General features: G+C 64.5%; 9 protein-coding genes, 1 tRNA gene and 3 pseudogenes. 6 read left to right on the top strand and 7 right to left on the bottom strand.

All coding sequences use genetic code 11. The features are described from left to right. Window positions 1-27 precede the first annotated feature (27 nt). A pseudogene (locus tag JHW40_RS24340) lies at window positions 28-192 on the bottom strand (transposase); the annotation flags it as partial. 92 nt (window positions 193-284) lie between these two features. Between JHW40_RS24340 and JHW40_RS13015 the strand changes: the two are divergent. After that, window positions 285-713, top strand: a pseudogene (locus JHW40_RS13015) (transposase); the annotation flags it as partial. Window positions 714-888: 175 nt separating this feature from the next. On the opposite strand, the pseudogene JHW40_RS24025 reads toward JHW40_RS13015, so the two are convergent. The 3 genes and pseudogenes from JHW40_RS24025 to JHW40_RS13030 form a co-directional block, all read right to left on the bottom strand. Then, window positions 889-1,011, bottom strand: a pseudogene (locus JHW40_RS24025) (hypothetical protein); the annotation flags it as partial. Window positions 1,012-1,571: 560 nt separating this feature from the next. Further along, window positions 1,572-2,843 carry a DUF6538 domain-containing protein gene (locus JHW40_RS13025; RefSeq protein WP_090616666.1) on the bottom strand — a complete coding sequence of 424 codons (1,272 nt, stop codon included), beginning with the start codon at window positions 2,841-2,843 and terminating at the stop codon, window positions 1,572-1,574. Between the two features lie 144 nt (window positions 2,844-2,987). Next, window positions 2,988-3,077, bottom strand: a tRNA-Ser gene (locus JHW40_RS13030). A gap of 98 nt (window positions 3,078-3,175) precedes the next feature. On the opposite strand from JHW40_RS13030, the gene JHW40_RS13035 reads away from it, so the two are divergent. From JHW40_RS13035 to JHW40_RS13050, 4 genes are all read left to right on the top strand, one after another. After that, a complete protein-coding gene (locus JHW40_RS13035) occupies window positions 3,176-4,030 on the top strand; it encodes a DUF2059 domain-containing protein (protein ID WP_090616667.1) in 855 nt (284 codons plus the stop codon). Beyond that, a complete protein-coding gene (locus JHW40_RS13040) occupies window positions 4,027-5,100 on the top strand; it encodes an NUDIX domain-containing protein (protein WP_244519332.1) in 1,074 nt (357 codons plus the stop codon). The genes JHW40_RS13035 and JHW40_RS13040 overlap by 4 nt, the downstream gene beginning before the upstream one ends. Before the next feature lie 81 nt (window positions 5,101-5,181). Further along, window positions 5,182-6,213 carry a cysteine synthase A gene (locus JHW40_RS13045; RefSeq protein WP_090616669.1) on the top strand — a complete coding sequence of 344 codons (1,032 nt, stop codon included), beginning with the start codon at window positions 5,182-5,184 and terminating at the stop codon, window positions 6,211-6,213. A 5-nt stretch (window positions 6,214-6,218) separates the two neighbouring features. Next, window positions 6,219-8,642 (top strand): DUF3772 domain-containing protein, encoded by a 2,424-nt coding sequence (locus JHW40_RS13050; RefSeq protein ID WP_090616671.1) that lies wholly within the window; start codon window positions 6,219-6,221, stop codon window positions 8,640-8,642. A 22-nt stretch (window positions 8,643-8,664) separates the two neighbouring features. Here the strand turns inward: JHW40_RS13050 and JHW40_RS13055 are convergent, their stop codons facing one another. The 3 genes from JHW40_RS13055 to JHW40_RS13065 all read right to left on the bottom strand — a co-directional run bounded on the left by JHW40_RS13055 (window position 8,665) and on the right by JHW40_RS13065 (window position 13,211). Further along, window positions 8,665-9,756: an AI-2E family transporter gene (locus tag JHW40_RS13055; protein ID WP_244519333.1), complete on the bottom strand. Its 1,092-nt coding sequence runs from the start codon at window positions 9,754-9,756 to the stop codon at window positions 8,665-8,667. Window positions 9,757-9,824: 68 nt separating this feature from the next. Further along, entirely contained in the window at window positions 9,825-12,569 is a 2,745-nt protein-coding gene (gene gyrA, locus JHW40_RS13060; RefSeq protein ID WP_090616704.1) for a DNA gyrase subunit A, read from the bottom strand. A gap of 162 nt (window positions 12,570-12,731) precedes the next feature. Continuing rightward, window positions 12,732-13,211, bottom strand: a complete 480-nt coding sequence (locus JHW40_RS13065) for a disulfide bond formation protein B (protein ID WP_336390095.1) — start codon at window positions 13,209-13,211, stop codon at window positions 12,732-12,734. A gap of 232 nt (window positions 13,212-13,443) precedes the next feature. Here JHW40_RS13065 and ypfJ point away from each other — a divergent pair, with 232 nt between their 5' ends. Beyond that, window positions 13,444-14,289: a KPN_02809 family neutral zinc metallopeptidase gene (ypfJ, locus tag JHW40_RS13070; protein ID WP_090616673.1), complete on the top strand. Its 846-nt coding sequence runs from the start codon at window positions 13,444-13,446 to the stop codon at window positions 14,287-14,289. Window positions 14,290-14,306: the final 17 nt, after the last annotated feature.

Here is a 14,306-nt window from a genome sequence, read left to right on the forward strand (position 1 = left end):
AGCACGGCTACGCCATTCCGAAAGATGGTGGGGCTGCATGTCATGACGACGCGCCACATCCGCAACCCGAACACCGGGTTGCAGGCTCTCCGCGACAATCCGAGCCTTCACATCGTCAGGCCAGCGCCGGTTCCTCCGACGAGGCTCTACAACCTCGCAACGCCCGACAAATCCGTCCCCGCCATCCGCCATTCCAACTCCCTTCTGAAACTTCAGAAGAAAAATCGCCGCTCAGCCGCAGGTCCGAAACCGCAAATCTCAATGGGACAGAGACGCCAGATACCAAGCACCGAAACCTGCTCGGCCACGCGCCCAAGCGCTTGCATGACGAGCTGAGCGAGGATTACCGCGACATGATCTACGCCGATACCGCCGCCGAGATCGAGAAGCGCCGCAAGGCCTTCCTGCGCAAGTGGAAGCTCAAGTGCCGGGCGGTGGCCGATAGCCTTAAGGAGGCCGGCGATCGCCTCTTCGGCTTCACCCGCCTCGATCCCTCGCAATGGAAATCCGCACGGACCACCAATACGATAGAACGTTTGAACGAGGAGTTTCGGCGCCGGATCAAGACCCAGACCGTGCTGCCCTGCGCCAAAACCGTGCCGATGCTGCTCTGGGCGTTGTTGGCCTCGGGGCAGATCCAGATGCGCAAGGTCGACGGATGGGAGACCCTTGCTCAGCCGCTTGAGCCGATGGCACTTGACCTCGCCGCCTGACCCGCGCCAACTTCACATGCCCGGAGCAAGCCGCCAGGGAATTTCCACAGCCTTCGCGACACGACCAAGGTATGGATTGCCACAGGTGTGACTGACATGCGCTGCGGCCATCGTGGGCGCCATCGTCGATAAAGCGGATCAGGCCGGGCCAGTGCGCGAGGGTGTAGCGGATATCCTCGGCCAGCAGGGATTTCTGCGGGATGCGCGAGAGCTGGGTCTCCAGCCAGGGCTTGAGCGCGGAGATGATCGGGGCGGATTGCTCGCGTCGGTTGGCCTTGCGGACGGCCGGGTCCTTCAGATCACCAGCGGCAGGAGGTGATCAGCGTCGCGCTTACGTCCTGTCCAGCACTTGCGTATCACCAAATGCCAACCCAAATCTCACCGCCCATCAGGGGGCGGCGGCACCCTCGCTATAGTTATCCACATAATTGGGACCTGCAGAACCTCGAATTGGCGGTTCCGGCCAAGCCTTTCAAAGTTTGTTCAGCTATATTCCTTCCTGTGGCGGTTTTGGGCCACAATGGGCAGAACGTAAAAGTGCTTGATGCGGCAACGGGGCGAAATCGATGTGAACCGGAGAAAGGGACCGCTTGCGGCGCCTTCTTTTGCCGCATGCATGTCCCGAAACGCACGTTTGCCTGCGAATGCGGGTGCTGTTGCGCGACGGACCCCTTCCTCCCGACCAGACAGAAGCGCAGAGACACTCGAGCGTCTGCGTCGTGCCCTGGTCAAGGTCGCGCGGTTGCTGGAACATGATCCGGCCTTCGCCCCGGTTTTCGTCAGGCTTGAGCGAGAAATCGAACTTGAGCAAGCCCGGCAGCATGATGATGTCCTGGTCCGGGCACGGGCCATCGTCATTCAAAACGAGATCGGTTCCAGCAAACGCGTCACCTGCTGAAGCTTGCCCCCTTCACCATAACGCACGCGCCCCAAAGAATGCCCCATCAGATCGCGCCGGATCCGCTCGTCAATTCCGGCGGCGAGCATACGGTCTTCAAAGGCATGGCGCAGACTGTACAGCGTATGGGCCGATGTCTCTTTCAATCCGTTTTCAACGAGATATTTGTTGATGGTCCCGCTGAGCGTGGCCGAGTTGTTGCGATACCGCGGGAACCCGTCGGGAAAGACCTTCAGCGCGGTGAGCGAAACGCCAAGCAGCGGTATCACCCGCGCGGCATTTTCTGATTTCAGCTCGCGCCCGATCGGCTGCAGGGACAGGTGGGGATAGACGCGCTCAAGCTTGATTTCATCGGGGCGCAGACCGGCAATCTCGCTCGGGCGCATGCCGGTATTGATCATCACCAGAAAAATGCCCCGCGCCTCATCATTAAGACCATCCAGCGCATTCGCCGCCAAAAGCTTGTCACGGATCCAGCCATCGCTGAAGGCGGGGCGTTTGCCTGTTTTGCCTTCCTTGAAGGACAGTTCTGACAGCGGAAGGGTCAGGCCGAGGCGCTTCATGCTGTTGACGGTTTTCAGGACATCGCCAAGATGGGTCAGGTCTTTGTTCGCGCTATTGGCAGTCAGGTTCTCGGCTCGCATCCGTTCCAGCCACCAATCCCGAAAATCCAGCATGTCATCGCCGGTAATTTCGGCCAGGGGCTTGTCCCCGATCACGGAGATCAGATTGGCAATCGCCTTTTTGCGCGGATTCTCCCACCGACGAAGCTGATCGAGGCTTTTTGCAAGGGTGCGGTCTTTGGCAAGTTGCCAATAAAGCGTCAGCGCCCGGGAAATCCGGATGGGCGGCTCTGGGGTGGTGCCCAGAATGGCTGTGGCTTCGCGGCTGTCGATCACGCCCTTGCGTTCGGGAATCGCCTCGATCCGGTCGAGCAGGGCATCGCGGGGCAGTTCCGCGACCTTGCGCACCGGCAAATAGCGCATGCCGCGCAATTGCGCCAGATCGCGCGCCGCCTCAAACCGGCGCTCGGCATCCTCATCTTCACCGGCGAGTTTGGCCTCCCAGGCATTCAGCTGTTCTTGCCAGATAATTGGCGCCTTTTGCTTGGCAACCGTTTCAGAGTCGGTATGCAGGCTTTGCCAGATCTCGCGCCGGGTCTCGACCGAGCGGAACCTAACCGGAACCCGCCGCCGTTGATGCCAGATCTCACCCCGTTTCATGATCCGCATTGCCAACCACCCTCACGCCCACCGTGGAGCAGAAAGTGTAGCAAAATGTGGGGCAAAAATGAAGGTGGGAGGGGGTCGAAGGGCGGCAAGAAATGATAAGTATCTGAAAATATTAAATACTTAACAATTTTGACTGACCATAGTTGGCGGAGAGGGTGGGATTCGAACCCACGGAACCCGTGAAGGCTCAACGGTTTTCGAGACCGCCCCGTTCGACCACTCCGGCACCTCTCCGCGCTTTTGGGTGGTGAGGCCGGGATTTAGAGGGGCGAGGGTTGAAGCGCAAGAGGGTTTGGACCAAAAAACGCAAGAAGAATGCGAAAGGGCGTGTGATGCTGCGATTGATTGTCCTGATCCTTGCCGTCGGGCTGACGCTGCCATTGCAGGTGATGGCGCAGACCTCTCCGGAAACGACCCTCACCGACCGGGCGGCGTTGCAGCAAAGGCTGTGGGACAGCCTGAACCTTGCCGGGATGATGGAGATCATGGGCGATGAGGCGGTGGCCGAGGCCGAGGGCATGAATCCGGGCAGCCCGGGCGATCACGGCTGGATGGCGCAGGTCGCCGCGATCCACGACCCGCAGCGCATGACCGCGATCATGCAGGACGCGCTGGGGCGGTTGACCTCGGACACCGATCCGGCGTTGCTGGCCGGGGGGCTGGCCTTTTACGAATCCGATCTGGGCCGGCGGCTTGTCGGGCTGGAGAACTCGGCGCGCAGGGCGATGATGGAAGAGGGCGCGGAAGAAGATGCGCTCTATCGCTATGACGCGGCGGCGCGGCGGGGGGACAACCGGGCCGATCAGATCGACCGGCTGATCGAGGTCGCCGACCTGATCGAGCCGAATGTCGCCGGGGCGCTGAACGGCACGATCGCGTTCTCGCAGGGGTTCGCCGAAGGCGGCGGCTATCGCGTGCCGCTGAGCGAGGGGCAGATCCTGACCGAGGCGATGGCGCAAGAGCCGCAGATCCGGCGCGATACCGAACATTGGATCCGCGCCTATCTGATGCTGTCCCTTTCGCCGCTGAGCGATGCCGAGGTCGAGGATTACATCGCTTTTGCGGCCTCGGGTCCGGGGCAGGCACTGTCTGTGGCGCTGTTTCGAGGCTATGACGAGCTGTTCGAGATATTGATGCGGGAAACCGGGCTGGCAGCAGCGCGGCAGCTTCAGGGGCGCGATCTGTGACAAGGGTTTTTCTGGTGGGACCGCTGGCGCATCCGGCCTTGCGGACAGCATTGTCAGTGGACGGGCGCGAGGCGGTGATTTCGGGGCGGCTGCATGGCGGCGCTGAGGCGGGGATCATCGCGGGCGGCTGGCCGGAGCTGGTGGCCGCGCCGGGCGATCTGCCTGCGGTCGAGACCGGGATGACGCCGGAACTGTCCCGCTATGCGGCGGTGATGGGGCTGAAGCCGCTGGCGCACCCGCAGGGGCAGGTTCTGGGCGCGGTCGAGGGCGCGGGGCAGGGCGCGCCGTGGGACGCAACCCGCTGGCTGCCCGAGCTTGCCGCCGAGATCGCCCGGCTGATTCTGGAGGCACCGCGCGACCGGCCAGCCGCGCAGATCGCGCGCCGTCTGCCGATGCTGGGGATCTGGGCCGACAGTCGTATCCGGGGGCGGGCGACCCCGCCTTCGGGCGGCGATCTGGTGCCCTTGCGCGATTCCAGTGATGTGCGGGTGACAGCGCGGGAGGAACCCTTTGCGGGCTATTTCGCGGTCGAGACATGGCACCTGTCGCATCGCACCCATGCCGGTGGCTTCACGCCCGATATGCGGCGTGAGGGCTTTGTCACCGGCGATGCGGTGGTCGTGCTGCCCTGGGACCCGAAGCGCGACCGGGTGCTGCTGATCGAACAGTTCCGCATGGGGCCGGTGATGCGCCACGATCCGCAGCCGTGGCTGTTGGAGGCCGTGGCAGGCCGCGTCGATGCGGGCGAAAGCGTCGAATCTGCCGCCCGGCGCGAGGCGCTGGAAGAGGCCGACCTGCGGATTGGCCAGCTGTTTCAGGCCATGTCGCACTATCCCAGTCCCGGCGCCTTGACCGAGTTCCTGTATCTGTTCGTCGGCATCGCCGATCTGCCGGACGGGATCGAGGGCGTTCACGGGCTGGCCGATGAGACCGAGGATATCCGCGGCCATCTGGTGGAACGCGCGGAATTGACGCGGATGGCACTGGCGGGACAGATCACCAACGGCCCTTTGGCGCTGCTGGCGCTGTGGCTGGACCGAGAGGCCGGACGGTTGCGGGCGGCGCTGTGATCGTCGGGCGGGGTTGCCCCTGCCATGCGGGCATGTGTAGGTATTGGCGTTGAACACACCACCCAGAAAAGGTCGGCCGCCATGCGTATCTGCTCTGATCTTGCTGCCGCTATCGGCAACACGCCGCTGATCCGGCTCAATCGCGCCAGCGAGGAAACCGGCTGCGAGATCCTCGGCAAGGCCGAGTTCATGAACCCGGGTCAGTCGGTCAAGGATCGCGCGGCGCTCTATATCATCCGCGACGCGGTGGCACGGGGCGAGTTGCGCCCGGGCGGCACCATCGTCGAGGGCACGGCGGGCAATACCGGCATCGGGCTGGCGCTGGTGGGTGCCTCGATGGGGTTCCGCAGCGTGATCGTGATCCCCGAGACGCAGAGTCAGGAAAAGAAGGACATGCTGCGGTTGGCGGGTGCCACGCTGGTCGAGGTGCCGGCCGCGCCCTACAAGAATCCCAACAACTATGTCCGCTATTCCGGGCGTCTGGCCGAGGCACTGGCCAGGACCGAACCGAACGGCGCGATCTGGGCCAACCAGTTCGACAATGTGGCCAACCGTCAGGCGCATCTGGAAACCACCGGCCCCGAGATCTGGGAACAGACCGACAGCAAGGTCGATGGCTTTGTCTGCGCCGTCGGCTCTGGCGGTACGCTGGCCGGGGTGGCCGATGCGTTGCAGCCCAAGGGCGTGAAGATCGGGCTGGCCGATCCCGAGGGCGCGGCGCTGCATTCCTTCTATACCACCGGTGAATTCGACGCGCCCGGCAGTTCCATCACCGAGGGCATCGGGCAGGGCCGGATCACCGCCAATCTGGAAGGTTTCACCCCCGATTTCAGCTGGCGCATCCCCGATGCCGAGGCGCTGCCGATCCTGTTCGACCTGCTCAAGGACGAGGGGCTGTGCCTTGGCGGCTCGTCCGGCATCAACGTCGCGGGCGCGATCCGCATGGCGCAGGAGATGGGGCCGGGTCACACCATCGTGACGGTACTGTGCGACTATGGCACGCGTTATCAGACGAAACTGTTCAACCCGAACTTCCTGCGGGCCAAATCGCTGCCCGTGCCGGACTGGCTGAGCCGAGCTGCGCCGGAGGTTCCCGAAGTCTTCGAGGACTGATCCTTATGGCCCGCGCTTTTCTGACCGTCGTCCTGACGGTGCTGACCCTTTTCGCCGCGCCGGTCTGGGCACAAGAGGACGGCGGCCCCGACTATGCCCGGTGGGAAAGCGCGGCCAGTCAGGCCGAGGCGCTGGCCGATGATCCGCAGGCCAGCGACGAGGATCTGAACCGCACGCGCTCCGAGATGGCCGACTGGCGCCGTCAGTTCCACGATGCGCAGGGCACCAATGCCAACCGCATCAAGGCGGTGCAGGAACAGCTTGCGGCGCTTGGAGATCCCCCGGCCGAAGGGCAGACCGAGGAAAGCGAAGTCGCGACAAGACGGGCAGAGCTGAACGGCCAGCTGTCCAGCCTGCAAGCCCCGCGCCTGACCGCCGTCGAGGCCTTCAGCCGCGCCGATTCCATCATCGAGCAAATCGCCCGCGTCACCGCCGAGCGTCAGGCCTCGATGCTGGCGCGGCATTCGCCCTCGCCGCTGTTTCCGGGGAACTGGCTGCTGGCCGGATCCGAGACGGTGGAGTTGGGGCGGCAGATGGGGGCCGAGTTCGTCCAGAATTTCGACGAACAGGGCGTCTGGGAACAGCTGAAGCCGCGACTGCCGCAGGTACTGGCCTATCTGGTGGCGGCCTTCGTGCTGCTGACGGCGGGTCGACTTTGGGTGGCGTCACTGACGACGCGGCTGTCGGCATGGGCGTCGGATCATTCGCGGGCCGTGGTGGCCTATGTGGTGTCGCTGGGGCAGATCATCATCCCGATGATCGGCGTCTATCTGGCGGTCCGCGGCCTGCGTGCGACCGGCTTTTTTGGCGAGTGGTCGGCACCGTTTCTGGATGCGATCCCGGCGGCGGGCGTGTTCCTGTTCGGCGGGCTGTGGCTGACGCGGATCATGTTCCCGCGCACCGCCATCGCCTATCAGACCCTGACCATGCCGGACGAGGGGCGCACCCGCGCGCGGCGGATGCTGAGCCTGCTGGCGGTGGTCTTTGCGATCCACCACATTCTGTCCCATGCGGTACTGCCGCTGACCGGAATCTATTGGCGGGCGGGCGATCCCGATACCCATGTGCCGATGGATTTTGCTGAAGGCGCGGCCTCGGTCGTGCATTTCGTCCTGATCCTGCTGGCGGCGGTCGCGCTGTTCCGGCTGGGCAATGTGCTGCGGCAGCTGCATAAATGGGCGGCGCCGGACGATCCCTCGTTCCGCTATCGCGTGCTGACGGTGGTGGGCGCGATCCTGCGGCTGGTGGCGCTGGCAGGCGTGGGTCTGGCGGCGGTCGGCTATGTCAATATGGGCAATGTGCTGATCTGGCCCTGGGGCCTGTCGCTGGCGCTGATTCTGGTGTTGGTATCGGTGCAGGATTTCATCGCCGACATTTTCAACATGGTCAAACGCGGGCAGGAGGGCGCGCGCGAGGGTCTGGCCCCGCTGCTGATCGGCTTCGTGCTGATCCTGCTGTCGGTGCCGCTGTTTCTGGTCATCTGGGGCGCGCGAGAGGCCGATCTGATCGACCAGTTCGCCGCCATCCAGCAGGGTGTCAGCTTTGGCGGGGTGCGGTTGTCGCCCGGTTCCATCCTGACCTTCCTGATCGTCTTCGGCATCGGTTACGGCGCAACGCGGGTGACGCAGGGGGCATTCCGCAGTTCGATCCTGCCCAAGACGCGACTTGATCCGGGCGGCCAGAATGCTGTGGTCTCGGGGCTGGGCTATGTCGGGATCGTGCTGGCCGCGCTGCTGGCGATCACCTCGGCCGGGATCGACATGTCCTCCATCGCCATCGTCGCGGGTGCGCTGTCGGTCGGTATCGGTTTCGGCTTGCAGAACATCGTGTCGAACTTCGTGTCCGGCATCATCCTGCTGATCGAGCGGCCGATCAGCGTCGGCGACTGGATCAGCACCGGCAATGGCGATCTGGGCGTGGTCAAGCGCATCTCGGTCCGGGCCACGCAGGTCGAGACCTTCGACCGCACCGAGGTCATCGTCCCCAACAGCGACCTGATCAGCCAGCCGGTGACCAACTGGACCCGCCATAACAAGATGGGCCGGATCATCCTGCCGATCGGCGTGGCACCCACCACCGACACGCGGAAGATCGAACAGATCCTGATGGAGATCGTCGAGGATCAGCCGACCGTCACCATCGACCCGGCCCCTGCGGTGCTGTTCCGGGGCATCACCGTGGACACGATGAATTTCGAGATCCGCGCGGTTCTGTCCGATGTCGCCGAAGGGCTGGGCGTGACCAGCGAGATCTATCACCGCGTGGTCGAACGGTTCCACGCGGAAGGCATCGCGATGCCGTTTACCGCCCGCGAACGCTGGCCCGCCCCGCCTCTGGTCGAGGGTGACGAGGCCAAGGGCAATGATACCGCGGCGGCTGCGACCCAGGCGATGATCGTGGCCCCGGACGAGGACGATCCGGGCGTCTGATCGGGGGCCACCGGGCGGGGCGTCAGGCGGCGCGGCGGCGTCCCTTGTGTTCGTCGTCGCTGCCATCGTCGGGCAGCCCCTCGCGCGACAGCATGACCGCGACCGGGCGCAGCCACGGAATATGGGCGCAGACGATCATCACCGCCGCCATGATCGGCACAGCCAGAAACATGCCCGCAATGCCCCAGATCGCGCCCCAGAAGGACAGGCTCAGCATGATGCCGAGACTGGACATGCGCAGCGTCTGACCCAGCAGCATCGGGTCGATGACATTGCCGATGATGAACTGCGCGGCAATGCAGGCGAAACCCACGATCCATGTCAGGGTCATGTCGCCGGTCAGCACGAAGGCCAGCAGGATGGTGATGACCGTGGCGATGATAGAGCCGACGGTGGGAATGAAATTCAGCACGAAGGTCAGCAGCGCGACCGATCCGGCCAGCTCCAGCCCGGCCAGCTTGAAGATCGACCAGACAAGCGCCGCCGTCACCGCGCTGATCGCCGTCTTGACGATCAGATAGCGGTTTACCCGGTGCATGATCGAGCTGATGATATCCTCGACCTGACGGGCCAGAACCGGGTCGCGCACCAGCCGCTCGATCTTGGTGCTGAACCAGAAACGCTCGGCGAACATGAAGCCCACGAACAGGATCACCAGCACGCTGCCCGACAACAACCCCGATGCCTGACCGGCCAGCGACCGGATCCAGCCGGTGATGTTGAACCCGCCGATGAAGGTCATGATGCGGTCCTGCGCCTCGGGTCCCAGCCGTTCGGTCAGCGCTGGCAATGACGCCTGCGCCCTTTCGGCATAGGTGATGGCGGTGACCACGACCTCGTTCACCTGCGCGACGATGGTGGTCGAGATCCACAGCACCCCCAGCGCGATCCCGAACAGCGCCAGCGTCGTGGCCAGCCAGTTCGGCACCTTCAGCCGGGTCGATATGCCCCAGATCGCGTCCGAGGTCAGCGAGAACAGGATGATCGCGATGGCCAGAGAGATCAGCAGGAAACGCGCCTGAACCAGCATGAACATCAACAGCGCGAAGGCGATAAGCCCCAGAAAGCCGGTTTGAAGCCGATCGCGCAGGATCCGGTCATGTGGTTCGTACAATGGCAGCCCCCAATGGCAGTGCTTGCGTCAGATGAAACGGGGGGCGAAATTCGCCCCCCGGTCCGGTCTCATTCGTCGTTGTCTGCGGCGCCATCGGTGGGGCCGCCTGCGTTGCCATCCGTGGCGGCGTCGTCCTCGGCCTCATCCACGGCGCCCGCCGGTTCCTCGATCCGCGCGACCGAGACCACGACCTCGCCATTGCTGGTATTGAAGACCCGCACCCCGCCTGCGCTGCGCGAACGGAAGCTGATCCCGTCCACCGGCACCCGGATCGACTGCCCGGTCGAGGTCGCCAGCATGATCTGGTTGTCCATTTCCACCGGGAAGCTGGCAACCAGCGGGCCGCCGCGCATGGCCTTGTCCATCGCCATGACGCCCTGACCGCCGCGCCCGCGCACCGGGTAATCGTGGCTGGAGCTGATCTTGCCCGCGCCCTTGGCGGTGATGGTCAGGATCAGATCTTCGGCCGCCGACATCCGGGCATAGCGTTCCTGGGTGATGCTGCCCTCGGCCACGGCCTCTTCGTCCTCGTCGGGTTCGGCCCCGTCATCCAGCGCACCGGCCACGGCACGGCGCATCTTCAGATAGGCCGCGCGTTCGGCCGGATCGGCCTCGAAGTGACGGATCACGGCCATGCTGACGACGCTGTCGCCATCCGCCAGACGGATGCCGCGCACGCCGGTCGAATCGCGGCCCTTGAAGACGCGGACAGCGGTGGTCGGGAACCGGATCGCGCGACCCTGAGCGGTCAGCAGCATCACATCGTCATCGGTCGTCGCCATGCGTACGCCGATCAGGCTGACGCCCTCGGGCAGCTTCATCGCGATCTTGCCGTTGCGCATGATATTGGTGAAGTCCGACAGCGCGTTGCGGCGCACCTCGCCCTGATCGGTGGCAAAGACGACCTGATAATTGTCCCATTCGACCTCGGGCGCGTCCATCGGCAGCAGGGCGGCGATGGAAACACCGGGCTCGATCGGCAGAATGTTGACGATGGCCTTGCCCTTGGCCGTGCGCCCACCCAGCGGCAGCCGCCATGTCTTTAGCCGGTAAACCATACCATCGGTGGTGAAGAACAGCAGTTCGGTATGGGTATTGGCGACGAACAGGGTAGTGACGACATCGTCCTCTTTGGTGGCCATGCCGGACAGGCCCTTGCCGCCACGCCGTTGGCTGCGGAATTCGGCCAGCGGCGTGCGCTTGATATAGCCGCCCGAGGTGATGGTGACGACCATGTCCTCGCGCTCGATCAGGTCCTCGTCGTCCATGTCGCCCGACCACTGGGTGATCTCGGTCCGGCGGGCCACGGCAAAGCGTTCCTTCACCTCGCGCAGCTCGTCGCTGATGATGCCGAGGATACGTTCGCGTGAGGCGAGGATGGCCAGATATTCGCGGATCGCATCGGCAAGGTTTTTCAGCTCGTCGGTGACTTCCTGCACACCCAGCTGGGTCAGGCGTTGCAGGCGCAGTTCCAGAATCGCGCGGGCCTGAGCCTCGGACAGGTTATAGGTCCCGTCCTCGTTCACCGGATGCAGCGGGTCGTCGATCAGGCGCAGATATTCCAGAATCTCATGGGCGGGCCAGCGGCGTTCCATCAACCGCTCTCGCGCCTCGGCGGCGTCGGCGGATGACCGGATCGTCGCCACGACCTCATCGACATTGCTGACTGCGACGGCCAGACCGCACAGCAGATGGCTGCGCTCGCGCGCCTTGCGCAGCTCATAGGCGGTGCGCCGGGCCACGACCTCTTCGCGGAAGGCGATGAAATGGGTCAGGAAGTCGCGCAGCGTCAGCTGTTCGGGCCGGCCGTGGTTCAGGGCCAGCATGTTGCAGCCGAAATGGGTTTGCAGCGCGGTAAAGCGGAACAGCTGGTTCAGCACCACCTCGGGCGTGGCGTCGCGTTTCAGCTCGATCACCATGCGGACGCCATGCCGGTCGGATTCGTCCTGAACGCTGGAAATCCCCTCGACCCGCTTTTCCTTGGCCAGTTCGGCGATCCGCTCGATCAGGGTGGATTTGTTCACCTGATAGGGGATTTCGTCCACGACGATGGCGAAACGGTCCTTGCGCGGCTCCTCTATATGGGTTTTCGCGCGGATGATGACGCTGCCGCGCCCCTCCAGATAGGCCTTGCGCGCGCCGGAACGTCCAAGGATCAGCCCGCCGGTGGGGAAATCCGGGCCGGGGATGATCTCCATGATCCGTTCGGCCGACAGGTCGGGATCCTCGATCAAGGCCAGCGTGGCGTCCACGACCTCGCCCAGATTGTGCGGCGGGATATTGGTGGCCATGCCGACGGCGATGCCGCCCGCGCCATTGACCAGCATGTTCGGGAAACGCGCCGGCAGGACCGTCGGTTCGCGGTCCTTGCCGTCATAGTTGTCCTGGAAATTGACCGTGTCCTTGTCGATATCCATCAGCAGATAGGCGGCGGGCTTGTCCATCCGCACCTCGGTATAGCGCATCGCGGCGGCGGGATCGCCGTCCATGCTGCCGAAGTTGCCCTGACCGTCCAGAAGCGGCAGCGACATGGAAAAGTCCTGCGCCATCCTGACCAGCGCGTCATAGATCGCGCCGTCGCCATGCGGGTGATACTTACCCATCACGTCGCCGACCGGGCGGGCCGATTTGCGATAGGGCTTGTCGCTGGTGTTGCCGGTCTCCTCCATCGCATAGAGGATGCGCCGGTGAACCGGCTTCAGCCCGTCGCGCAGGTCGGGAATCGCCCGGCTGACGATGACCGACATGGCATAGTCCAGATAGGAAGTCCGCATCTCGGCGCTGATGTCGATCACCGGCCCGTCATGGGCCATGACCGAACGCGCTGTGCCACCGCCTTCGTCGCCCGATTCAGGGGTTTCCGGGATATCGTCTTCAGGAGTGTCAGCCACGGGAAATCCTCAACATCTTGTTGAGTTTCGGTATAGCCGACACGCCCGCTGGGGGCAATCTTGTCGGGCCGGAATGACGCGGATTCAGCCCCTCTGGACGCCCCGTTTCGCCGCCAGACCCCAAACCCTGACCAGCATCGCCGAAAAGATCGCGTTCCAGCCGGCCATACTGATTCCGAACAGGCTCCAGGCGATCTCGTCGCAACGCACCACGGGGGCCGATTGCAGGCGCGACATCAGCTCGGCGGTGGTCATGCTGGCCAGATCACCGACCCCGCCCGAACAATGCGACGGCCCGGCCCAGATCTGCCATTCCACCCCCGCGTGATACACCGCCAGCCCCATCGCCACCGCCGCCGCGATCATGCCCAGCACCGCCAGCGCCCGGACCCAGCCGGTCAGCCAGACCAGCGCCGCGATCACCACCGCCGCCAGATGCGGCCAGCGTTGCAGGATGCACAGCTCGCAGGGCGCATAGCCCGCCGCCTGAAATCCCAGCGCCGCGATCAGCAGCGCCGCCGATCCGCCGCCCGCCAGAAGGGAAAGCTGTTTTCCGGTCATCATGGTCCCGCCGCATTGGCCCTGCGCCGCGTGGGGCAGGGCGGATATTCCGTTGCTCTGGCGTCTGGATGGGACGCGGGGCGGCAGGCGTCAAGCACTCTTGCGCTTGTGTCGCGGCGCTGTGATCATCCATCATCAACCGGTCGGTGCCACCGCCTGTCGCGGGAACCCGTTTTCGGTATGCGAAGTTTGTTTCCCGGGGGCAGTTCCCCCGACCTGTGAAAGGGCATCGACGATGAAATGGCGTGGTCGGCGGGGCAGCGGCAATGTCGAGGATCGGCGCGGAATGGGCGCCGCCGGAGCAGGGGGCGTGGGTGTGGTCGGCATGCTGGCCATTCTGGCGGTCGGCTATTTCTTCGGCATCGACATCTCGCCCATCGTGCGGGAGCTAGATCAGGGCCAGCCCGCGCAGGACGCCCCGCTCAGCGAACGCGATCAGGAATATGGCGAATTCGTCTCGGTCGTGCTGGCCGATACCGAAGAGGTCTGGGCCCCGGTCCTGCCCGAACAGGCGGGAATCGAATATGCCGATCCGCGACTGGTGCTGTTTCGCGGTGCGGTGCAATCGGCCTGCGGCGGCGCGTCTGCGGCTATGGGACCGTTCTATTGCCCCGGGGATCAGCGGGTCTATCTGGATACCGATTTCTTCGACATGATGGCGCAGCGGATGGGCGCCGAGGGCGATTTCGCCGCCGCCTATGTCATTGCGCACGAGGTCGGCCACCATGTCCAGAACCTGACCGGCGTGCTGTCCGAGGTGAACGGGCTGCGCGCCCGCATGGCCGAGGCCGACGCCAATGCGCTGTCGGTGCTGACCGAGCTTCAGGCCGATTGCTATGCCGGGATCTGGGCGCGCCACGCGCAGGACCGTTTCGGCTCGCTGGAGGAAGGCGATCTGGAAGAGGCCATGCGCGCTGCCGCCGCCGTCGGCGACGACGTGATCCAGTCGAATGCGGGCCGCACCCCGGTTCCCGACAGCTTTACCCATGGCAGCGCCGCGCAGCGGCAAGAGTGGTTGATGCGCGGCTTCCGTTCTGGTCAGATGGACCAATGCGACACCTTTGCCGAGGCCGGGCTGTAATCCCGCGCCAAAGGCAG

It is taken from the genome of Paracoccus alcaliphilus, assembly GCF_028553725.1.
In the GTDB taxonomy this organism is placed as follows: Bacteria; Pseudomonadota; Alphaproteobacteria; order Rhodobacterales; family Rhodobacteraceae; genus Paracoccus; species Paracoccus alcaliphilus.

Bases quoted from the DNA above. Each gene is read 5' to 3' on its own strand.
- JHW40_RS13065 (WP_336390095.1), bottom strand. From the start codon at position 13,211: ATGATGACCGGAAAACAGCTTTCCCTTCTGGCGGGCGGCGGATCGGCG.
- JHW40_RS13035 (WP_090616667.1), top strand. From the start codon at position 3,176: ATGCTGCGATTGATTGTCCTGATCCTTGCCGTCGGGCTGACGCTGCCA.
- ypfJ (WP_090616673.1), top strand. From the start codon at position 13,444: ATGAAATGGCGTGGTCGGCGGGGCAGCGGCAATGTCGAGGATCGGCGC.
- JHW40_RS13045 (WP_090616669.1), top strand. From the start codon at position 5,182: ATGCGTATCTGCTCTGATCTTGCTGCCGCTATCGGCAACACGCCGCTG.
- gyrA (WP_090616704.1), bottom strand. From the start codon at position 12,569: ATGGCCCATGACGGGCCGGTGATCGACATCAGCGCCGAGATGCGGACT.
- JHW40_RS13025 (WP_090616666.1), bottom strand. From the start codon at position 2,843: ATGCGGATCATGAAACGGGGTGAGATCTGGCATCAACGGCGGCGGGTT.
- JHW40_RS13050 (WP_090616671.1), top strand. From the start codon at position 6,219: ATGGCCCGCGCTTTTCTGACCGTCGTCCTGACGGTGCTGACCCTTTTC.